The 20,984-nt window shown below is 59.3% G+C and carries 27 protein-coding genes; 14 read left to right on the forward strand and 13 right to left on the reverse strand.

All coding sequences use genetic code 11. From position 1 onward, the window contains the following. From E4S61_RS23550 to E4S61_RS23560, 3 genes are all read right to left on the reverse strand, one after another. On the reverse strand, nucleotides 1-1,086 hold a 1,086-nt coding region (locus E4S61_RS23550), incomplete at its 3' end, for a heavy metal translocating P-type ATPase (RefSeq protein ID WP_135306273.1). 59 nt (nucleotides 1,087-1,145) lie between these two features. Next, nucleotides 1,146-1,895 (reverse strand): helix-turn-helix domain-containing protein, encoded by a 750-nt coding sequence (locus E4S61_RS23555; RefSeq protein WP_092817285.1) that lies wholly within the window; start codon nucleotides 1,893-1,895, stop codon nucleotides 1,146-1,148. 65 nt (nucleotides 1,896-1,960) lie between these two features. Further along, nucleotides 1,961-2,248, reverse strand: a complete 288-nt coding sequence (locus E4S61_RS23560; RefSeq protein WP_092817284.1) for a hypothetical protein — start codon at nucleotides 2,246-2,248, stop codon at nucleotides 1,961-1,963. A 229-nt stretch (nucleotides 2,249-2,477) separates the two neighbouring features. Here E4S61_RS23560 and E4S61_RS23565 point away from each other — a divergent pair, with 229 nt between their 5' ends. Both E4S61_RS23565 and E4S61_RS23570 read left to right on the forward strand, forming a co-directional pair. Further along, nucleotides 2,478-2,942 carry a DoxX family protein gene (locus tag E4S61_RS23565; RefSeq protein ID WP_225935281.1) on the forward strand — a complete coding sequence of 155 codons (465 nt, stop codon included), beginning with the start codon at nucleotides 2,478-2,480 and terminating at the stop codon, nucleotides 2,940-2,942. Nucleotides 2,943-2,948: 6 nt separating this feature from the next. Further along, entirely contained in the window at nucleotides 2,949-3,236 is a 288-nt protein-coding gene (locus E4S61_RS23570; RefSeq protein ID WP_004594603.1) for a hypothetical protein, read from the forward strand. Nucleotides 3,237-3,500: 264 nt separating this feature from the next. Here E4S61_RS23570 and E4S61_RS23575 read toward each other — a convergent pair whose 3' ends face one another. Then, complete coding sequence (locus tag E4S61_RS23575; RefSeq protein WP_004594604.1) at nucleotides 3,501-4,499, reverse strand: universal stress protein; 999 nt, start codon at nucleotides 4,497-4,499, stop codon at nucleotides 3,501-3,503. A 456-nt stretch (nucleotides 4,500-4,955) separates the two neighbouring features. Between E4S61_RS23575 and E4S61_RS23580 the strand changes: the two genes are divergently transcribed. The 8 genes from E4S61_RS23580 (at nucleotide 4,956) to E4S61_RS23615 (ending at nucleotide 10,234) form a co-directional block, all read left to right on the forward strand. Then, complete coding sequence (locus E4S61_RS23580) at nucleotides 4,956-5,450, forward strand: DUF411 domain-containing protein (RefSeq protein ID WP_004594605.1); 495 nt, start codon at nucleotides 4,956-4,958, stop codon at nucleotides 5,448-5,450. Between the two features lie 52 nt (nucleotides 5,451-5,502). After that, nucleotides 5,503-5,874 carry a hypothetical protein gene (locus E4S61_RS23585; protein WP_135306274.1) on the forward strand — a complete coding sequence of 124 codons (372 nt, stop codon included), beginning with the start codon at nucleotides 5,503-5,505 and terminating at the stop codon, nucleotides 5,872-5,874. A 7-nt stretch (nucleotides 5,875-5,881) separates the two neighbouring features. Continuing rightward, the gene (locus E4S61_RS23590) at nucleotides 5,882-6,763 is read left to right on the forward strand and encodes a class I SAM-dependent methyltransferase (RefSeq protein WP_004594607.1); all 882 of its coding nucleotides are present in this window, start codon (nucleotides 5,882-5,884) and stop codon (nucleotides 6,761-6,763) included. A gap of 349 nt (nucleotides 6,764-7,112) precedes the next feature. Next, nucleotides 7,113-7,253, forward strand: a complete 141-nt coding sequence (locus E4S61_RS23595) for a YHS domain-containing protein (protein WP_011222411.1) — start codon at nucleotides 7,113-7,115, stop codon at nucleotides 7,251-7,253. Between the two features lie 59 nt (nucleotides 7,254-7,312). After that, on the forward strand, nucleotides 7,313-7,915 hold the full coding sequence (locus E4S61_RS23600) for an AsnC family transcriptional regulator (protein ID WP_004594609.1): 603 nt from the start codon (nucleotides 7,313-7,315) through the stop codon (nucleotides 7,913-7,915). A 216-nt stretch (nucleotides 7,916-8,131) separates the two neighbouring features. Next, on the forward strand, nucleotides 8,132-8,755 hold the full coding sequence (locus tag E4S61_RS23605) for an ABC transporter ATP-binding protein (RefSeq protein WP_004594610.1): 624 nt from the start codon (nucleotides 8,132-8,134) through the stop codon (nucleotides 8,753-8,755). Nucleotides 8,756-8,864: 109 nt separating this feature from the next. Then, a complete protein-coding gene (locus tag E4S61_RS23610; protein WP_245180935.1) occupies nucleotides 8,865-9,485 on the forward strand; it encodes an ABC transporter permease in 621 nt (206 codons plus the stop codon). Beyond that, nucleotides 9,482-10,234: an ABC transporter permease gene (locus E4S61_RS23615; RefSeq protein ID WP_004594612.1), complete on the forward strand. Its 753-nt coding sequence runs from the start codon at nucleotides 9,482-9,484 to the stop codon at nucleotides 10,232-10,234. Before E4S61_RS23610 ends, E4S61_RS23615 begins: the two co-directional genes overlap by 4 nt. A 284-nt stretch (nucleotides 10,235-10,518) precedes the next feature. On the opposite strand, the gene E4S61_RS23620 is transcribed toward E4S61_RS23615, so the two are convergent. From E4S61_RS23620 to E4S61_RS23655, 8 genes are all read right to left on the reverse strand, one after another. Continuing rightward, nucleotides 10,519-11,265: a plastocyanin/azurin family copper-binding protein gene (locus E4S61_RS23620; protein WP_004594613.1), complete on the reverse strand. Its 747-nt coding sequence runs from the start codon at nucleotides 11,263-11,265 to the stop codon at nucleotides 10,519-10,521. A gap of 19 nt (nucleotides 11,266-11,284) precedes the next feature. Further along, nucleotides 11,285-11,593 (reverse strand): thioredoxin family protein, encoded by a 309-nt coding sequence (locus E4S61_RS23625; RefSeq protein WP_004594614.1) that lies wholly within the window; start codon nucleotides 11,591-11,593, stop codon nucleotides 11,285-11,287. A 123-nt stretch (nucleotides 11,594-11,716) separates the two neighbouring features. Then, nucleotides 11,717-12,070 carry an SHOCT domain-containing protein gene (locus tag E4S61_RS23630; RefSeq protein WP_004594615.1) on the reverse strand — a complete coding sequence of 118 codons (354 nt, stop codon included), beginning with the start codon at nucleotides 12,068-12,070 and terminating at the stop codon, nucleotides 11,717-11,719. Nucleotides 12,071-12,073: 3 nt separating this feature from the next. Then, nucleotides 12,074-12,490, reverse strand: coding sequence for a DUF302 domain-containing protein (locus E4S61_RS23635; protein ID WP_004594616.1), 417 nt, complete (start codon nucleotides 12,488-12,490; stop codon nucleotides 12,074-12,076). A gap of 95 nt (nucleotides 12,491-12,585) precedes the next feature. Then, a complete protein-coding gene (locus E4S61_RS23640; protein WP_004594617.1) occupies nucleotides 12,586-12,939 on the reverse strand; it encodes an SHOCT domain-containing protein in 354 nt (117 codons plus the stop codon). Between the two features lie 57 nt (nucleotides 12,940-12,996). Beyond that, complete coding sequence (locus E4S61_RS23645) at nucleotides 12,997-13,317, reverse strand: hypothetical protein (RefSeq protein WP_004594618.1); 321 nt, start codon at nucleotides 13,315-13,317, stop codon at nucleotides 12,997-12,999. 168 nt (nucleotides 13,318-13,485) lie between these two features. Next, on the reverse strand, nucleotides 13,486-14,085 hold the full coding sequence (locus E4S61_RS23650; RefSeq protein WP_011222408.1) for a helix-turn-helix transcriptional regulator: 600 nt from the start codon (nucleotides 14,083-14,085) through the stop codon (nucleotides 13,486-13,488). A gap of 125 nt (nucleotides 14,086-14,210) precedes the next feature. After that, complete coding sequence (locus tag E4S61_RS23655; RefSeq protein WP_004594620.1) at nucleotides 14,211-15,605, reverse strand: permease; 1,395 nt, start codon at nucleotides 15,603-15,605, stop codon at nucleotides 14,211-14,213. Between the two features lie 328 nt (nucleotides 15,606-15,933). On the opposite strand from E4S61_RS23655, the gene E4S61_RS23660 reads away from it, so the two are divergent. After that, nucleotides 15,934-17,400 (forward strand): amidohydrolase family protein, encoded by a 1,467-nt coding sequence (locus E4S61_RS23660; RefSeq protein ID WP_011222406.1) that lies wholly within the window; start codon nucleotides 15,934-15,936, stop codon nucleotides 17,398-17,400. 29 nt (nucleotides 17,401-17,429) lie between these two features. Here the strand turns inward: E4S61_RS23660 and E4S61_RS23665 are convergent, their stop codons facing one another. Then, nucleotides 17,430-17,954: an ArsR/SmtB family transcription factor gene (locus E4S61_RS23665; RefSeq protein ID WP_004048660.1), complete on the reverse strand. Its 525-nt coding sequence runs from the start codon at nucleotides 17,952-17,954 to the stop codon at nucleotides 17,430-17,432. Between the two features lie 201 nt (nucleotides 17,955-18,155). Between E4S61_RS23665 and E4S61_RS23670 the strand changes: the two genes are divergently transcribed. Genes E4S61_RS23670 through E4S61_RS23680 form a run of 3 tightly spaced genes read left to right on the forward strand, consistent with a single transcriptional unit; the run spans nucleotide 18,156 to nucleotide 20,977 of the window. Continuing rightward, complete coding sequence (locus E4S61_RS23670) at nucleotides 18,156-18,371, forward strand: heavy-metal-associated domain-containing protein (RefSeq protein WP_004594622.1); 216 nt, start codon at nucleotides 18,156-18,158, stop codon at nucleotides 18,369-18,371. 4 nt (nucleotides 18,372-18,375) lie between these two features. After that, nucleotides 18,376-20,295, forward strand: coding sequence for a heavy metal translocating P-type ATPase (locus E4S61_RS23675; RefSeq protein ID WP_004594624.1), 1,920 nt, complete (start codon nucleotides 18,376-18,378; stop codon nucleotides 20,293-20,295). Between the two features lie 28 nt (nucleotides 20,296-20,323). Then, complete coding sequence (locus tag E4S61_RS23680; RefSeq protein ID WP_135306276.1) at nucleotides 20,324-20,977, forward strand: hypothetical protein; 654 nt, start codon at nucleotides 20,324-20,326, stop codon at nucleotides 20,975-20,977. Nucleotides 20,978-20,984: the final 7 nt, after the last annotated feature.

Here is a 20,984-nt window from a genome sequence, read left to right on the forward strand (position 1 = left end):
CACGACCACGACCGGCGTGTAGTAGCCCGAGAAGCGGTCGACGAACTGCTCGGTGTCGGTCTTCTTCGCCTGTGCGCCCTGCACCATCTCGATGATGCGCGAGAGCGTCGAGTCGCCCGCCGTCGACGTGACTTCGACTTCGAGGTAGCCCTCCTCGTTGATCGCGCCCGCGTACACCTCGTCGCCGGCGGTCTTGTCGACGGGGACGCTCTCGCCGGTAATCGGCGACTGGTCGACCGCGCTCTCGCCCTCGACGACCGTGCCGTCCAACGGAATCTTGTCACCGGGGCGAACGACCACGGTCTCACCCACCTCCACTTCGTCGGCGGGCACCGTGACTTCCTCGCCGTCGCGCACGACGGTGGCCTCGTCGGGCGAGAGTTCCATCAGCTCGCGCAGGGAGTCCCGCGCCCTGTCCATCGCGTAATCCTCGAGCAGCTCGGCGATGCTGAACAGGACGGCCAGCGTCGCCGCCTCGACGAAGTAGCCGATACCGGTCGCCGCGATGATCGCCGTCCCCATCAGCAGGTCGATGTCGAGGCTTCGGTTCTTCGCGGAGTAGTACCCGCTGCGGACGACGGGGATGCCGCTGGCGGCGACAGCGCCGAGGAACAGGACGTCGGCGATGTGGAGCGGGTACTCGAGGACGCTCGCCACCGTGACGTTCTGCCCGGTGAGGAGGAACTCGAAGAGGAGGCCGAGCGTGACGAACGCCGCGCCGAGCCACGTCTTCTTCGCGCGAGGACTCGTCCAGACCTCCGACGGTGGCGCGATGTCGGCGCCACCGGCCGCATCCTCTGACTCATCGTGGTCGGAATCCGACTCTCTGACGACCTCGTAGCCGGCGCCTTCGATTGCGTCGACCACATCGGCCTCGCTGATGCGGTCTGAGTCGTACGTGACGTTGGCCGTACCGGTGGTCGGCTGGAGCGTGGCGTCAACGACGCCGTCGACGCGCTGGAGGCTCTTGTCGACTTTCTGGGCGCAGGACGGACAGTCCATCTCGGGGACGACGAGGCGGGCGGTCAGCTCCCGTCGCTGCCCGCCCCCGCTCGTCTCCCCCGCTGCGTCCGGATTCTCTGTCATCACCTCACAGTAGGGGCGTCAGTTCGATAAGCCTTTGTTGGAATATTCCAAATCGAGGTTCAGCGTGTTGCCGGGGGATCTTCGGGCAACCGTTCGTCGGCGACGTGCTGCTTCGCCAAGTGTTCCTCCGCCCGGCGGAGTCGGTAGGTGAGCGTCGACCGCGGCACGTCGAGATGCTCGGCCAGTTCGCCGACGTCGACTTCGCGTGGGGACTCGTAGTACCCGTGTTCGACGGCTGCCCGGAGTGCGGCCTCCTGCTCCGGCGACAGACCACTTTGCGTCTCGTCGCTTCCCCCCACCGACGCAGTCGTGTCCGCGGTTCGGAGCATCTCCATCCGGGCGCAGTCCCCGACGGCGACTTCGAGGGCGTCGAAGAACGCGGCCACGTCGCCCTCTCCGGAGTGGATGAGTCGCCACGTGTAGTGGCGGCCCTCGTGACGGGTCTCGAACAACACGCTCTTGCCGAGATGGTCGCGGGCGATGTGGGGGACGGACGCGCAGGAGGGGGTGCGCTCCCAGTCGGAGTACAGGACGAGCGTGTCGTCCGTGCGGTCGAGGACGCGAGTGGTCTGTGTGGCGCCGCAGTCCTCGGTAGCCAGACAGTCGGCGTAGTAGTCGCTGGTGAGAAAGGCGTCCTCGATGGCGTCGAGTGCGTCCGGAATGCCGGTCGCGTGGTCGACTCGCCAGAGCTGCTCCGCAGTGGCGTGCAGCGAGAGCGAGCGGACGCGGGCGTCGGGGTGGTCAGCGAGGGCGTCCGCCACCCTGTTACACCCCGGCTCGTATTCGAGGGCGAAGACGAGTTCGCGCATACCCACGCGTAGAGGGCGGCTGGATATAACACGTGGGCTCGGTGCTGCCATCGTGTCGACTGGAGTCAGATCACGTCGTCGGGGTCGTGTTCCTCCCGCATTCGCTGGGCCTCGGCGGCGTACTGCTCCTGCAGATCGGCGTCATTGACCGAGCCGAGATTGTCCGGGTCGGCGTCGACGGCGGCCGTCGTGTCGCGGACGTCGGTGAAGGAAGTGAGCGCCCGTTCTTTCCGGAAGTATCGTTCACCGTCTGGGGTTGCATAGGTGAGGATGATGAGATTCTGCTCGTCGTCGGAGTACGTCCGCTCGACGAGCCAGACGCGGACACCGTTCGAGTCGGAATCGCTGGGCATGGCTGTTCGTTCTCTTCCGGGTCGGAAAGGGGTAGTGTTGGAAATGTGGTCGACAGTGACTCGCTTGCTGAAAATCCCATATCTTTGTCATAGACGCGACTCCCTCATATTGTCCCGAATACAGGCGTCAGATCAAGTATGAAAAGTGCCGAACAGAGACGAGAGGATGGATTCGAGCCGATAGAGGTGGAAACCAAGCGATTGGTAGCGTTCTACTTTCCGATACTGTGTGTCGTATTGGATCCTGCTGCTCCGGCTGACCGCCGGGTGGTGGATGCTCCACGCTGGCCTTGACAAAATCTGGGCGTGGCCCTTCGACGCCAGCTGGTTCGTCGGCGGAGCCGCTCAGGGCACGATTCTCGCCCCCTTCGTCACGCCGTTCAGCGACGGCATCCTGTTGGCGTTCGTCAACGTGGCGGTACCGCTTGGGCAAACCGCCATCGGTCTCGGGCTGATACTCGGTGTCCTCACGAGGACCGCCGCCTTCTTTGGTGCCTTCATGATGCTGTTCTTCTACTTCATCAACGGCTACGGTGGCGGCTGGGCCAACGGTATGGTCACGGGTGAACTCCTTGGGATCATGGTCTTCGGAACCATTGTGGCACTTGGAGCGGGCGGCGTCCTGGCAGTCGATAACCGCCTGCGTGAGATGGAACTGTTCGAGAACACGCGATTACGGAAACTCCTCGGGTGACTACCAATGAGTGACTTATCAACGGCAGACCAAATCGCCATGTACGTCGGCGGTGGCCTGGTTGTCTTGGGCGTCGTCGTGATCGGCCTGCTCGACATGCTACTGGGAGCCGGGCACCCAGTCGATAGCGAGGGAGCAATCGAACACGCTGCAGTGGTCCCCATCGACATTAGGGCGGGCATCATCCTGCTCGGCTTGGTGATTTGGGGACTCGTCGCCGTTTACAAGTTTGCCGCAGGGTCGGCACCGTCGGGATCGACTACGGGCCAAACCCCATCCGGCATGGACGACTAGTTCAACAACTCAGTCCGTGGAGCCATTTGCCAGTTAACTTTTCGCGTTGCTCGCACTAACGTCCATCTGATGCACCTAAACGTGAAGACAAACACGATTTTTAGGAGTAGCCCTGTCGTTTCTTGGTTTTCCTTCTGGTCAGTACGCGCGCTTTATTCAGCAGAACGAACTTAACACTCTTTGGTTTGGTAGAAGAAACGGGGATTAATACGCAATTAGAATTTCCGAATTTAAGACTGAAATTAGTATATTACAAATAATATTTCAATATAGCCTTGACTTCCGATTCTGGTTTGTCTTTCGAAGAAAGGTGTACGGGTGTTTTTTCAATTCAGCTGTCCTTCGGTTAATCGTTAGAACGGGGTAATCTGCTTCCTCGATCACTTGAGCTGCGACGCTTCCCTGTAATAGCCGACGAATGCCAGTCAATCCTCGTGTCCCCATTGTAACAAGGTCGATGTCAGTCACCTCAGTGTATTTGAGAATCTCCTGCTGAGGTTGACCAAAGCTCAACGTAGTTCGGACAGGAACGTCCAAGGTCGCTGCCTTCTCCGTAATGTCCTCCAAGAGCCGAGTTCCCCGCTGTTCCCAAGAGTCAGTGACCTCTTCCCACGTGAATCCAGGCCGACTCGAATAGGACTGTTCGGAAATGATAAAAAGTCCATGTAGGGTTGCATCATACCGTTTAGCAATTTGTAGCCCATGTTTGAAGGCCACAGATGCCTCGTCGTATCCATCCGTAGGCACGAGAATATCTGTGAACTGACTAGTAGATAACTCTCCTACCGGATCAGAGGGATCCATATCAGGTATCGTCAAGACAGGAAGAGAGATATTTTGAATGATGTGGCTGGAGACGTCTCTCCGGAGAATTCGTGCTAATCTAGTCTGTGTAGGTTTCTGGTGGACAAGCAAATCGATATCATTCTCCTCAGCGTATTCCCGAATAACACCTGGAGAGTGCCCACTATCCACTGCTGGTATCACATTGAGTCCGAGCGAGTGGGCCTGATCCACCACGGGTTCAATTACCGCTGCTGCGTCCCATTCCTCTTGTTTAGTGACTTGATCGGATTCCACCTCCGTGCGTTCCTCATCTTGAATATATAACACGTGGAGAGCCGCATCATACGTTTCTGCAAGTGATAGGCCATATTGGACCACTGAGTCCCTTATATCAGCTCCGTAGAGTGGAATGAGGATCTGGTTGTACAGGTTGATGTCCGCACCTTCTCGAACTTCTAGATGGCTGGGGGAGTTCATACATATCTATACGTAACGACGATTTACCGTGCTTTCTGTTAAGAATCGAAACCGGGAGAACAGTCTCTGGGGTGGTGACTTGAGGCTTTTATCGCAAGTAACTCGCTATAGCACGTCTATTTCGAAAAGAGTGGAGACGTCGTTTGGAGTCGCATCAGTTCGACGAGAGCGTATTTCCCACAGTTTCGAGGAGTGAAGTGTCGGAGTCGGTGCGACGAGTCATGCTCTGGGTCATGTTGGGCGCAATTTAAGGCCGATATGCTCGTTGACGGAAAACCGTCACGGCAGCACCCTCGACCGATGAGGGTCGCCACATAGAGACGAATACGGGACTCTGACCTTTGGGGTTTCCTCCTCAGAACTGAAAGTCACCTTCCCCGTCGTGCTTGAATCCGTTCTCAATACACAGGAAAGGTCGACGTACAATTGAATACTTCCGAGCCAAGTGACGAGCATATGGAACGGGCCGTAACTCGTCGCGAACTACTACGGGTCGGTGCGACGACAGTCGCACTCGGAACCGCCGGTTGTTTGGGGTCATCGAGTGGGGATGAGTGGGATATCGAGGGAACGCTAGCGGTGACGAACGCCCAACAATACAGTTCACCAGGCTGTAGCTGTTGTGGAAAATATGCGTCGTACCTGCGGGAACAGCTCGACACGACGCTCGGGGAAACCGAAACCGAGGACGTGACGGATCTCAAGCGCCAACACGGTATTCCATCGGATCTACAGAGCTGTCACACACTCGTCCTCGACGAGTACGTCGTCGAAGGACATGTTCCTGCCGAGGTTATCGCGACGATGCTCGAGGAAGAGCCGGCGATTGACGGCATCGCGTTGCCCGGGATGCCGGCTGGATCGCCGGGGATGGGCGGGACGAAGTCCGACACATTCACCGTCTACAAACTCGGCGGCGGAAAGACAGGTGACGTGTACACCGAGATCTGAACAGAGAACATCTGGTCAAGATACTTTGGGACGGCAGTCGACAGCCTGAACGATGATTCGACGACTCCTCCATGGCCTCGGGTATGTGTTCGCGTACGTACTTTTCCTTGGCGCGAATACGCCGGACTCGGTCGTCACCCGTCTTCGTATCGCGTATCGTCTTGTCGGTGTCCGGATCGTCGAGACGCCACAGATCGATTCGGTCGAACGGACGATCTTCCTGTGTCCGTACCGAAATCTGGGCGCCACTTGGTTCGGGGAGAAGTGGATTTGTCATGACATCCTAGACCGCGTGGACGACGGCTACGTGACGTATCTCCGGCGGCACAAGGGAATCGACTACCAGCGTCCTCGCGGGTGTGCCGACCTCGCGTACTGCGACGAATCCGAGTACTGCTATTCGGAGGTTTCCGAACTCGAGTAGGTGGCCGATGGATCAGAGTACTCTCCGCCACCGAATCACCGACCAGTTTTCTTACCGCGGCGAGCGAGCCGATATCTGGCGGGCGTTCGACCTCCTGTTCGATACTGACGAGTTCCTCAATCTCGGCTACTCGGAGTGGTACCAGCCACATATAGCCGGTTCGAGTCAACGTCGCCTCGTCACGGAAGTCGGCTCAAGGGTCGCGTCGCATCTACCCACAACCGACGGAGTGCGCCTCCTCGATGTCGGCTGCGGTCGGGGGGGTCCAGCCCTCCACCTCGCCTATCAGTTCGGCTTCAACGTCACTGGTGTCGACCTCGTTCCGTACAACATCCAGATGGCAACCGAGAACGCACGGGGTAAGCACCTCGATTCCGAGTTCATCATCGGTGACGCGACACAACTCCCGTTTACCAGGGACTCGTTTACCGCGTGTACAGCCATCGACGCACTCGTATACCTCCCCGAGCGGAATCGCGTTTTCGCTACAGTCGCAGATACCCTCGAACCCGAGGGGGTTCTCGTAGTCTCCGATCTCGTGATGCAGTCAGACGTGACTGAAACGGAACGGAGATTGGTCGATTCATTTGCGGATGCGTGGGATATGCCGTCCTTGGGTACTGTTGAAGGATACAAAGCTGCTCTCGACGAGACGAGCTTTGAGCTCAAAGCGGTCGAAGATATCACGAAACACAGCGTCGGACGCTTCCGAAAGTGGACGACGCTGTACCTCCAGCTACTCACGAGCCCGCTCCGGGCTCTCATTGAACGACTGTTAGGAGCGTATGATCTCGATCCCCCAGCGATTACTGAGCAGGTACGGAAGGCTCACCACGCGCTGCCGTTCCTGCGACACGTTATCTTCGTTGCGGAACTAGAGACTACTTGACTGCTACTTGCACGGCGCAAGAAAGAATCGGATCGTCACGTCGACGCTTGAGCATCCACGAATTTGGATGGACCTGTGGGGTCTTCACTGCTCGTGATTGTCGTGTGGTGGATCGTGACCCATAGGTTTAGAATTGGTTCAGACTCCAGTATTTATATAGGACACAGATAGGAATCCGTTGGTATACTCGAACGATAGTTCGGGATTGTGAGGTACTAACCGTTGATTGTGGAGTCAGAAAAGCCAAACCGTGCAGCACGGCTCAAATCGCTATGTATCCCGACTTTGGATTGCTAAGAACAAATTGCTTGATTCAGGCCCTCGTACCATTGATGTGGGGTGAAACCGAATGGCAACTGATCCAGTCTGTGGAATGGACGTCGATGAAAGTGATCCGGCGGCCACAGCTGAGTACGACGGTCAGACGTACTACTTCTGTGCCGAGGGCTGCAAGGAGACGTTCACCTCGACACCGGAGGAGTACGTCTAACCGTCACACCCCACACCTGCGTCGTAGCTCCCCCACACCCACCCCCATTCCGCCTTTCGATGACCCAACCAGAACTTGACGACACGGATCGCGAAATCCTCCGTCTTTTAGCGGAGAACGCGAGACGACCCTACAGCACTATTGCTGAGGCTGTAAATCTTTCACCCCCGTCCGTTTCAGCACGCGTCCGTCAGTTGGAGCAAGAAGATGTCATTCGTCGATTCACCGTTGATCTCGACCTCACACAGTACGAAAACCGGATACACGTCATGGTACGCCTCCAGCCTGAGCTCGGAAAGACGGATTCTCTTCGAGAATCGATCCTCGAGACCCCAGCCGTAGAACACGTATTCACAACTGCGGAGGGCGAAATCGTAGCTGTTGCGACGCCGCCGCGGAATACAGTCGGAAACTGGGCGCAGCAATATCTACCACTGACTGACGTGCGGCGATACGACGTACAACTGCTGTCGAACGCTGCTCAATCAGCGTATGCCGAGGGGACTGAATCCGCACTCAAATGTGCAAATTGCGGAACCACTGTCGGTGAAGACGGACTAGCCACCCGTGTCGGTGGTTCACTCCAGCAGTTTTGCAGTGAGAACTGTGAAACAACGTATAGGGAACAGTATACAGAAAGTCAAGAGAAATCTGATGCTTAGAGTCTAGCATTAGCTGTATACTCAATTCCTGATTGCTTACGAGTTTGCTGCAAATAGTTTTGATTTGAAACAGTAATCGCAGTGAATTAGAAGCGTGTGTATACACCTATGGAAGCGTCCACAACCACCAAAGGAGAAGCTACAAGCAACAAGGTACTCGTCCGTGCTAATGAGATTGAAAAAACGTACGGATCGAGTTTTCCATTTACGCGGTCAGTGACCGTCCTCACCGATGCCGATCTCGAAATTCGGACGGGGGAAATCGTCGGGATCGTCGGCGCGAACGGGTCGGGCAAATCCACGCTCATGAACATCCTCGTCGGTGTCCTCGAACAGGATTCCGGAACAGTCGAACGGACGGGAACCGTTGGCTGGTGTCCACAGGAACCACTGCTTTACGACCGCTTGACGGTCGGAGAGACGTTCCGACTGTTCGGTTCCGGATACGGAATGACCGCCGAAGAAATCGACGAGGCCAAACACCGCTTGGCGTCGAAACTCGATTTCGAGCAGTACCTTGACTACCGAATCGACCAACTCAGTGGTGGAAACCGGCAGAAAATCAATCTCAGTATCGCCCTGATGCACGATCCGGACGTCCTCATGCTGGACGAGCCCTACACTGGATTCGACTGGGAAACGTATCTCACGTTCTGGGATCTCGCCGAGGAACTCGCTGCCGACGGAACAGCTGTCACGATGATTTCACACCTGATCGAAGAGCAAAGTCGTCTCGACCGCATCTATGAGGTTCGTGACGGACAGGTCTACGACGTGACTGACCAGGAAGGCGAGACTGATGCAACGGCCAGTGAACGGGGGGAAGAGACCGATGAATAGGGTTTGGACGGGGATTCGGGCGAACGTCTCCACCTTCCTCAGAACCCCCCTGAATGTTGTCCTAGCACTTCTCCTTCCGATTGTCGTTATCGAAGGCTGGGGACAAGCAATGGCTGGGTTACCAAGTATGCCGACGGTCGAGGCGATTCCGATCGAGCTAGGTCGCCTCCTCGGAGCGATATTCGGGGTCGCCATCATTGCCGGCCTGATGGGACTCGCGCAGATGATTAGTGCGCGTGCAGCCGATCGGCGACTCGTTCAGACAGGCTATCCACCCCGAACACTGCTTGCGACTCGATTAGCGACGCTCGGAGGTGTGACCGTCGTCGTGGCTGCCGTAAACTACGGCGTTCTCTGGCTGACGATTTCACCGGAAGCCCCTGTCCTGACGTTCGTATTCCTCGTACTTGCCGGCCTCGTCTATGCGTTTCTTGGCGCACTCGTCGGGGCGCTCCTTCCACGACTGTTCGAAGGCTCGCTCGTCGTGGTGTTCCTTGCGATGATGGATGCGTTCCTCAGTGGCGACAGTCCGCTGGCCGCCGACGTTCCCGAGTTCGTGGAATACTTCCCGCTCTATCATCCAAAGGAACTCCTTCAGGAGGCGATGTTCCAAGGCACATATACGACGGGTGATCTCGGCTTCGTCGCCGGATACCTGCTAGTCCTGCTTGTACTCGTCACCGCAGTGTTCGGAGTGACGATGCGCACCAGTGGTGGGTGGTCCGCATGAGTCGTACGACAACGGCGTTCACAATCGGCATCAAAGAACAGGCGCGAAACTACGTCCTCGTCGCTCTACTGGTCGTCCTACCGGTCTCGTTCATCACGTTGGCGTTCGCAGTCACCCAGGACGTCGAGATGCCGGTTCGGACGCTCGTCGACGGTGAGACGGTGACGGTCATGCGAGGGATGCCTGAGGTCCACGGCGTGATTATGACGCCGATTACGAGCGCCCTCATCGCGGGACTCGCCGGGTTGTTCCTGATGCGAGAAGCCAAAGACACAGACGGTCGTCTGGCAGTCGCCGGCTATCGTGCACGACAGGTAATCACTGCCCGGTTTGGGGTCCTCGCAGCAATCACTCTCATCGTTACCGGCGTCTCAGTCGGCGTGATGCTCGTCGATTTCCAGCCTGAGCATCTCTGGTGGTTCGTCGCAGCGATGCTCGTCGTCTCGGTCACGTATGGTCTCATCGGGATGCTCGTCGGGGCCGTTTTCGACCGCCTAGCCGGGATGTGGCTAATGCTGATTCTCCCGATGCTCGATATCGGACTCTTCCAGGATCCGCTGTTCATCCAGTCCGAGCCCGAATGGTGGATGAAACTACTCCCCGGCTATTGGCCCGTCCGTGTGATGGTCGATACCGGACTCACAACGGACGTAGATACGACTCTCTCATTGGTGTGGGCTACTGGATACCTCCTCCTCGTAGCTGTCCTCACAATCGGCGTCTACTACCGAATTACACAGGAGAAGTAAGATCAGGCCAGTAGACTACTTACTCCGGTAACTGTAGGGGAGAAGACCCAAACAGCACTATATCCAGCTTCGCTCAATTGGATAGTTTGACTCGGATTTCACTACGACCGTCTGATCGGGCAAACGGTTCGGTGGACTCTGGTTGCTGCTGTGTCCCTCGTTCTCTGGGCACCGATGAGTGCGGCTTACGTTCCGCGGAGAAGTGCCGCGGCGTAGGAACAGGTCTTCGAAGGACTCCTGAGCGAGGGACCTCAGGCGTGTAGAAATGGCGACGACACCGCGCCTTACCGAGATGGGTCTTCACTCCCAGTCTCCAACCGTTCACGACGCTTCTGGAACTCTTCTTCGTCGATCTCGCCTCGTGCGTAACGACGTTGGAGGGTTTCCATAGCGGAATCGTCACTCTCTGGAGGTGCATCGCCTCGACCCATTGCCCAGTAGAGGAAGCCGCCGACCAGCCCCAGCATCCCGAGTGCCCCGCCGACGAACGGCAGCCCACCGAACCATCCACCGTTCCGGCCGTGCATCATCCCTGGACCCATCATTCCGCCATCGGTACTCCCACTGCCGTCGACGTCCGAGCCGACGGCAACGGCGCCGTTCTGGACGATCGTTTCGCTGTCTGGGACCTCGCCGTCCGGGATCGGGCTGTCTTCAGCTGGACCGCCAGGGCTACCAACGACGATGCGACCGACCATGCCGACCGTCTTGTGAGGGATGCAGTAGTAGTCGTACGTTCCGGGCACCTCGAACGTGTGCTCGAAGCTCCCCTGCGAGATGGTCCCGCTGTCGAAGGCGGTGGCGTCGGCGGGAACGCGGTCCGGATAGGCCGTCGCCGAGTGAGCTCCGGCTGCTATCTCGAAGCGGACGGTCGTGCCAGGTTCGACGTGGAGCCCGATCGGGTCGAAGTAGTTGTTGCCCATCTTCACGACGGGCGTCTCCTGTGCGGCGACTGGTTGGGTGAATCCCGCACTCGCGACTGTGCCAGCACCGAGCGCTCCCAGGAACTGGCGTCTACTGTAGTCTGTCATTGTAGCTGGTTGGCTTCTGTTATCCACGGATGATGCTGGCGAGCCGGTTCGTGAGTCCGGGCGATTGCTGGCCGGCGCTCTCGATGGCAGCCTCCAATTCGTCCCGGTCGACGATGCCGATGAACTCGGCCGTCTGTTCCCCGTTTGCATACACGAGCGTCGTTGGCGTCTTTCGGACACCGTACTCCTCGGCCGTCTCCAGATCGGTCTGGATGTCGACCTCCCGGAACTCGACATCCGGATACGCATCTTCGATACCCTCGTTTTTCTCTCGCTGCGTTGCGCACGCTCCACAAGTCTCCTGTGTGAACAGGATAACTTCCGTCATAGTAGCTAGTATGGTCTTATGCTTTTAGCACACTTCTATTCACATCCGAAAGCTGTGAGGGTCACAGATTTCGGATTCCAAGGGGCCGGACGTGAGTAACGCCGGAGGTTGGTGGTCGGACCGTCACTCCGAGCGTTCGAGCTTGTTCCGACGCGCCTCGAACTCTTCCTCGGTGAGATCTCCGCGGGCGTATGCCATACGCAGCTCCTCCATTGCGGGATTCCGCGACGACTGCGATGCCGTCACGCGACGGAAGACGAGATATCCGCCACCGAGCAGGAGGAGGAGGAAGACCAGCTGGACGAGCATCCCGACGAGTGGCCACCAGCCGCTGGTCGTCCCGTATCCACCCATCATTCCACCGTATCCCATCATCCCGCCGAATCCCATCCCCATCGTGAGCAAGGGGAGGACGATGATCGCCCCGAGGATGAGGAGGACGATGGTTGTGGTGTCGAGTTGGTTTGATGATGTCATGGTTCAGATCTCGGTCGATGATTCGAGTTCGTCCGCGACGCTGGCGAGAACGCGTTCGAACCGGTCGTGGACCTCGTTCGCGATCGAGTCGAGTGCCTCGTTGTCGGCGATGCCGACGAGCTGTTGTGGGTCGACGGCACTCACCATGACCTCGCCGCCGTCGGTTTCGTAGACAATGACGTTACACGGGAGGAGTGCGCCGAGTTCGATCTCTTCGTTCAGGCCCTCGTGTGCCAGCCCCGGGTTGCACGCACCGAGGATGCAGTACTGTCGAAACTCCTCGCCGAGTTTCTCCTCGAGCGTCGCTTGGACGTCGATGTCACAGAGGACGCCGAATCCTTCGTCTTTGAGCGCCGCAATCGTCGTGTCGACGACGTCGTCGAACTCACCGGTGACTGAAGTCTGTATTGTGTATTCCATGAAGTATCATACCCCGTCTACGGGGTTAACGGTTGGGTGCCGCAACGGCGGCCGTTGGGAATATGATGTATCGGCTGGAACAGCAGCTGCTCCAGTCATCCGGTGCGTTCGAGCTGTTCTCGCCGCCGATCGAATTCGTCATCCGAGAGCTCTCCGCGGGCGTAGCGCTCACGGAGAACCGACAGCGACTGCTCTTCGTTCCCACCGGAGCCTCGATTGAGGAGCGCATAGACAATGTAGAGCGGAACGGCGATGAGGAGCCCCATCCAGAGGAACCCCCAGAGCCCCATCGCTCCACCGAAGAGGCCCCAGCCGCCCCCCATCATGCCGCCGCCGTAGCTCCCACTACCGTGGGCAACAGCCGGTCCAGTCGCCGCAACTAGCAGCGGGACGGCGAGGATCGCGAGTCGCCGAGCAGTGCGTCCGATGTGAGTGGTGAGTTGCGTCATTATCTTGCGTTGGTGAGTTGTGGTGTTCGATTGGAGCGATCGAAACGGCCAGAGCCGTCAGCAGTGGCCCTGCCCGTACATCCCGCCGTTGTAGCCGTCGTCAGCCCCGTCGTGGTATTCCCCGTCAGCCATGTCCTGGGCCATCTCGTCGACGGTCACACCCATGTGCGACTCCATCCACTCGACGCTACCCGGGCCCATGTGTTCGGTCATCTGTGCCTCCATCCAAGTGGCCCATTCATCTGCGGTGGCATTGTCCGTAGGCGCGTCGTCAGCGGTCGTTGCGTTGTCGTGTGCGCTGACTGCCGGTGCGGCGAACGCGAGTCCGACAATCGCGAGCGCCACGAGCAGCCACCGGCCGAGTTTGAAGTTGGTCATTGTCTCTCTCCTCGGTTACTCGTAGGCCTGCTCGGGAGTTATCGACATGGGTGTGAATCCATACAGGAGAACGTTCGAGAACGTCTATAACATCTTCTAACCGTTTTGCTCGAGGGAGACCGTTCATACCTACGGAATTCGAGAGGGAGAGCGCCCGATAGATAGCGACTATTTTCCCGGTTGTTGCTGCCGAAGGTCATCACTCGGATACACACGATAGGTCCGACCCTGTCGTTCCCGATACAGCAGACCTCGCTCCTCGAGTGAACTCACGGTCTGGCTTACTTTACTCTTCGAGAACTCAGATCGATCCCGAAGTTCAATCTGCGTGATTCCGGGGGAGTTCAGGACGGGTTCGAGGACGCGTCGTTCATCATCCGGTAAGAGATCGAGAACGCGTGCTTGGGGGTCCGATTCAGGATTGATAGACGTCGCCGGTGCAGCGTCATCATCCATCGACGTAGCTGTTGCCGCCGATGTCTGTGCAGGATCGACAGGCGCCGTTGTGTCGGCCACTTCTGGATCGGTGAGTTCTCCCCGGACCACGTAATAGACGCCACCGATAACGCCAGCAACCAGCAGGGTTCCAACCACGTACCAGAGGGGGTCTGGGCCGTGCATCGTTCCCATAGATGAACCCATCATTGACCCCATCGATTGCTCGATAGCCCGACGCTGTTGATAGGCCCGCCAACTGAGTACCCCGCCGGCCAGGAGAACGAACCCGAGAAGCACACCGACGACAGTATCTGCTCGACGGCGATTCATATGACAGCCCCGAGTTGCGGGATTTGACTATTCATACCGTCTATTTGAGCGCAGTAGGTGTGACAATTGCGGATTGAAACTGTGATGATGAACCCCATCACAGCGGATGAACCACAGTGCGATCATCAGTGGTCATGATCGTGATCGTGGCTCGATATTTGCGGGCTTTGATTAGTAAATTCCGTTGGTTCTTCTTCGAACGTACGCTTGCATTTCTTTGAGCAAAAATAGTACGTCGTCCCATCGTGGGACGCACTCGGGCCCTCATCGTCGGTTCGCATCCCGCACACCGGATCTCGATACTGACCTGGTGCGCCGAGTCCCCGCCGGTAGACATACAGAAGGAACCCGGAGAGCGCAAAGGCGATAATATTGAGGTAGAACGTGTAGTTGAGCTCGAAGTACGTCTGTTCAGTCGCCGTCTCGCCGCCCGCCAGATCTGGAACGATACCCAGCGCGTCGAACAGCAGCTCCATGAGGAAGCCGGTGAACGCCATCGTGACGAAGAAGACGCCGAGGATGTACAGCATCACCTTCCAGCCGTAGTACTTCCGGTAGACGTTCAGGACGGGCACGGTGATGAGGTCGGCGTAGACGAACGCGATGATCCCGGCGAAGCTGACGCCACCACCCCAGAGCGCGACGGCGAACGGGACGTTGCCCATACTGCCGACGAAACTGAGGACGGCGATGATGACGCCCATGACGGCGTTCTCGGCAGTCACGAGCAGGCCGTCGCCCTGAATGAACAGCGTGTTCCACACCCACTGCGGGACGAAGACGATGACGAACCCAGAAATAAGGAAGCCGGCGACGATGTCTTTCCAGATCATCGACCACTCCTTGCGGTACTGATTCCCGACCTTGTACCAGCCACCCCACGACAGCAACTCGTCACGCCACCCGCCGCTACTCGACGTCTCCTGGCGATAGGTCTCCATACAGCCCTCCGAGCAGAATTTGAGCGTCTCACCGCCGTCGGTCGTGAGCGTGTACTCGTCTTTCCCCTCCATCCCGCAGGTGGGATCTTCCGTGACGCCCGCCTGGCGGTCGCGCTCGTTGAGCTTCTCGCGGACTTCGTTAAACAGGTTTTCGGGAAGCGTGAGGTGGACGATGGCGGCCATGACGGCGATGAGAATCAGGCCGCCGAGCAGTTCCGCGACGAGGAACTCCCAGCCAAGCAGGATGAGAATCATCAGCCCTAGTTCGACGATGAGGTTCGTCGACGCGAACATGAACGCGAGGAAGTTCACCGCGTGCGCCCCCTTCTTGAACAGGCCCTTCCCGATGGCGACGGCGCCGAAACTACAGCCACTGCTTGCTGCTCCGAACACAGTCGCCTTGGTAAGTCCAGTTAGATCGCCCTCACCCAGCACCTGTGCCATCCGCTCCTTCGAGACGTAGACCTGGACGAGACTCGTAATCGTGAGGCCCATGATGATCGCCCACGCCGCCGTCCAGAGAAATCCGACACCGATACGAAGGGATTCAAGAACTCCGTCGATTATCGTCGCCTGCATAGGTGTATCATTGTAGGGATCATCTATTGCGGTTTTGATTAGAATATACTGCCTATGAGGGTATCAGTACTATGGCATCGTAACCGTCGGCCATAGATGATCTATCGTGAAGAGGGGAAAACATTGCAAACCTCCACAAGCTCCACGGAATCCGACTTCAGATTCAAAAGGGGAATCTGATTAAATCACGCCGACGTATTAGAGGCTAATGGGACCAGTAGAGACCGATGATATCCCAAATGAGGGGAACACCACCTGGAAGAACAGCCTTCGCCGGCCTGCTCGGTTGTCCAGTACGGTAACTGTCACATCCACTTCCTAATTTACGATGGCTGTCGATCTGGCAATCCATGATGCACTCGTTCTCACAGCCGACGAGCGGAACCGCCTGTACGAGCGCGGCACAGTATGCATCACCGATGGCTGTATCGAAGAAGTCCGACCATCACGTGCAGGAGACGGAGAATTAGAAGCGTCCACCGTTATCGACGGGAACGGGAAACTGGTGATGCCGGGGTTGGTGAACGCCCACACGCACTTGGAGATGACACCGCTCATCGGTGCGTTTAGCGAACTCGAGCTGACGGAGATGCTTGGGAGTGGGACGGCCTTGTTTAACAGATTAGGGAACGGCGAATTCGAGTACCTCGTCGAGGCAGGCGTCGAGCTCGCAGCGCTCAATTTCCTCTTGGGCGGTGTCACGACCGTGAACTCGATGGACGCACGGCCTGCCGCAGGTGCAGAGGCGTTCGGGGAAGCAGGGCTCCGCGGATTTTTCGGCCCGGCGATCTCGGACCTCTTCTGGGACCAACCAGTCGATCAGCAGTTCTCCCGTGCTCGCGAGTTCGTCGAAACGTACCACGACACGTACGACGGCCGAATCAGGGCGACGATCTGCCCGCACGACGACTGGTCGTGTACCCGGCAGCTGTGGGAACGGACCGCATCCCTCGCCGCAGAGTATCCGGACCTGCTCGTCCACACGCACTTGCTCGAACTCGAGGAGAGTAACACGATGGCACGAGCGAACGGTGGCGAGGACTCGGTAGGATTGCTCGACGACGTTGGACTCCTGGACGACCGACTGGTCGCTGCTCACTTCCGCCTCGGCGACGAAGAGGACATCCAGCGAACCGCCGAGGCGGACGCGGCTGTTGCGCACTGCCCGTCCGTCTTCTGTTACTGGAATCCGGACGGGGAGACGCAGTGGACGCCCGTTCCCGAGCTTCGAGCCGCCGGCGTCGACGTCGGAGTAGGGATTGACGACCACTACTGGCACGACTCGTACAGCATGTTCGGTGAAGCGCGGCAAGCTCGGCTGGCGGCAAATCTCAAGCGTTCAGCCGGGCAGTTCGACTCGATGGAACTGATACGAATGCTCACTATCGAGGGCGCACGCGCGCTGGGGATGGGCGACGAGATCGGCAGTATCGAAGCGGGAAAGCGCGCGGATATTATCCTCCTCGACGTCGACAAACCGAAGTTCACGCCACTGACCAACGTTCCCGCACACGTCGTGAACAACGCGGTCCCGGCCGACGTCGAGACAGTGATCGTTGACGGCGACGTCGTCCTCCGGAATGGTGTGCCCGAGACAATGGACTCGGACGACGTGCGACAGCGAGTAAATCAGGCTGTCGAACGCTTCATGGACGAGACAGGCTGGGAGTTAGACATTGGTGGTAGTGAACCGCCGACCAGCATCGAGACTGTACGGGACCTCCCAAAGCGTGGCCCTGCGCGACTCCTGACTCGCCTCGCGATGCAATCCGCGCGTGATCGGTTCTCCTTCTAAGACCCTGCCAGCGTAGGGGTGGTTCCCCCTCAGGAATTTCTGTGGGCGCGAACGAACGCACGTCGCAGGACGGTCAGAAGAACGTACGTCTCGTACTTCTGGGTCTGGCAGTGCTCGCAGGGCTGCATATCCTCGACGATCTCCTCAATAGCGTCGTCGTACTCGTCGGTGAGCGTAGTGAGCGCGTCCGTGATCTGGGGCTGGGCAGCGTCGATCATCTCCTCGACGGCGGCGTCGGCCGAATCTGGTAGTGAGTACGAGAGGACGATCGTGTTCGCGTGGTAGTACTTCGTCGTCCCACCACGCCCCTCCTCGAAGCGAACGACGTCGACGAGGCCCGCATCCCGGAGCTCGTTGATGTGATGGCGGACCGTGTTCTCCGTCCGGTCGATGCCGCGATCGTCGAGGCGTTCGTGGACCTCGGTCGCAGTTAGGGCTTCCTCGGACAGAATGTCGAGGACCATCGCCCGCATCGGCTCGTCGATGGCGTCCGAAATCCGAGTGTCTCGCACCGCGATGTCGTCGAGACGGTGGTCGGTATCGGAATCACTCATACGAGGACTGAGCGCGAGCACGCGGGAAAAGGTAGCGGGGCAGGAGTCGGGTAGGTGTCTGTCGAGGTATCCAGTACAGGATGGACCCGCGATAGCGAAAGCCCTAGACGACCCGTTTGACTGTTCCAACGACTCGTATGCGAATTCAAACATATCATATAAAAAATACTTATTGAGGTACGGGCACTATCTCAAACTGTAATGAGCGACACAACCCAATTCCGCGTCCTCGACTTCGACTGCCCGACCTGCGCGAGTACCGTCGAACGCGCCCTGTCGAACGTCGACGGCGTCCAGCACGTCGAAGTCCACTACGCGACCGGCCGCGTCGAGATCGAGTACGACGACAGCGTCGCTGACCCCGACGCCTTCGCAGAGACCATCGAAAACCAGGGGTACACTCCCCAGCCCGCCTAACACTATGAACAAACAATCGATCACGCAGTACTACCGGAACCACCGGAAGGCCATCGTCACGGCGACAAGCGGCCTGCTGTACGGCGGTGGCTGGAGTCTCGGCTACCTCACGAGTTTCGAGATGGCAAGCGCCGCCATCCTCGTCCTCGCGACGGTCGTGGGTGGCTACGACATCGCCAAGACCGCTTACCACGAGGTCACCAACCGGACGCTCGGCATCAAGACGCTGGTGACGCTGGCCGCCATCGGTGCTATCGTCATCGGGGAGTACTGGGAAGCCGCCGCCGTCGTCTTCCTGTTCAGCCTTGGCAGCTACCTCGAAGGCCGGACGATGCGGAAGACCCGGACGGCACTTCAGGAGCTACTGGAGATGACGCCCGACACGGCGACCGTCCGTCGCGACGGGACACTCCAAAAGGTCTCCGCCCGCGATGTCGAAGAGGGCGAAGTCGTCGTCGTAAAGCCGGGCGGGAAGATCCCGGTCGACGGAACCGTCGTCGACGGCGAGAGCGCAGTCAACCAGGCGCCGGTCACCGGCGAGAGCGCGCCCGTCCACAAGGCCGACAGCGACGAGGTGTACGCCGGGACGGTCAACCAGGAGGGCGCGCTAGAAATCCGGACGACGGGAGCGGGATCGGATACGACTCTCGAACGGATCATCCGTCGCGTCGAGGAGGCCCAGGAGGCTCAGTCGCCCACGGAGAGTCTCATCGACCGGTTCGCGAAGTACTACACGCCGGCCGTCATTGCCCTGGCTATCGGCGCGTACGCGGTCACGCAGAACGCGATCCTGTCGCTGACGCTGCTGGTCATCGGCTGTCCGGGCGCGCTGGTCATCGGGCCACCGGTCAGCATCGTCTCGGCCATCGGTAACGCCGCCCGGTCGGGCGTGCTGATGAAGGGCGGCGAACACCTCGAACGCGCCGGCAAGATCGATCTCGTCGCCTTCGACAAGACGGGGACGCTCACGAAGGGCGAGACCACCGTCTCCGGTATCGAGGGGTTCGGCGTCGCCGCCGCCGACGTCCTCTCGCTCGCAGCGACCGCCGAGAAGAAGAGCGAACACCACCTCGCGGACGCCATCGTCGACATGGCCCGCGAACGCCAGACGGCTGCGACGGACGGTGGAGCGACGGTCGCCCAAGCGGACGATACGGACGTGGGGCGCAGGTCGGTCCCCGATCCCGACGACTTCGACGTGGTCGCCGGCAAGGGCGTCATCGCCCATGCCGATGGCCAGGAAGTCGTCGTCGGCAACCGCGCGCTGCTGGACGACCGCGACGTCGATGTCCCCGATCGGGTCGCCGACTACGTCCGCGAGCGTGAGGGGCGCGGCGAGACAGTCGTCCACGTCGTTCGGGACGGGGACATCATCGGCGCGATTGCGATGCGGGACGAGCTCCGGGAGGCCGCTCCTGGGGTCGTCGCGGCGCTCCAAGACGCTGGCATCGAGACGGTGATGCTCACCGGCGACAACGAGCGGACGGCCGCTGCCGTTGCCGAGGAGGTCGGTATCGACGAGTACCGTGCCGAACTCCTCCCCGAGGACAAGCAGTCCGTCATCGAGGGCTACCAGGCCGACGGCCACGTCGTCGCGATGGTCGGCGACGGCATCAACGACGCGCCATCGCTGGCCACTGCCGATGTCGGCATCGCGATGGGTGCTGCGGGAACGGACACCGCTATCGAAACGGCTGACATGGCGTTGATGGCCGACGACCTCGAACGCATCCCGTACGCGGTCAAACTCAGCAAGGCGACGCGCTGGAACGTCCTCGAGAACGTCGGGCTCGCGGTGCTGACCGTGACCGTCCTCCTCGCGGGCGTGCTCACCAGCTACGTCACCCTCGCGTCGGGAATGCTGGTCCACGAGGCCAGCGTCCTCCTCGTCATCCTCAACGGGATGCGACTGCTCCGCTACTGACCACGAGACACGATCACAACCACAACTCATGACATCGAATTCGACTGCGACTGACACGACCCAGACGAGAACCAATTGGCAGGTCGACTACGACGCCGACCCGATCGAAATCCGCGACCCCGTCGCGGAGGCCCTCGGCGTCCTCGAACCGGGCGAGCCGTTCGTCGTCACCTACCGGGACGCGGTGAAAGAAGCCGGACACTCCTGTCCGACAGCCTCGGGTGCCTATCGGATCGTCCAGCTCGGGCTCGACGCCCTGTATCCCGACGACTATCCAGTCCGGAGCGAAATCGAGGTCCAGACGGCCGGCCCGCAGGACGATGCCGCGTACGGCGTGATGAGCCGCATCATCTCGTACGTGACTGGCGCGACCGGCGATGACGGATTCAGCGGGCTCGCCGGCGGCTATGGCGGCCGCCGCGACCTCCTGCGCTTCGACGCGTTCGACCCGGACACGGCGGACCCGACGTTCCGGTTCCGGCGAACCGAGACGGACGAGACCGTCGAAGTGGCCTACCACGTCAGCGATGTTCCTGGCGGTGGACCCGCGATCGGGAACCTCCAGGGGATTCTCGACGGATCGGCAAGCGACCAGCAACGGGAGGCCTTTGCTGACGCCTGGCACCGCCGGGTACAGGTCGTCCTCAGCGACGACTCGCTGTTCACCGTCGACGCGGTGTGAACGCGAC

It is taken from the genome of Haloarcula amylovorans, assembly GCF_004681185.1.
In the GTDB taxonomy this organism is placed as follows: domain Archaea; phylum Halobacteriota; class Halobacteria; order Halobacteriales; family Haloarculaceae; genus Haloarcula; species Haloarcula amylovorans.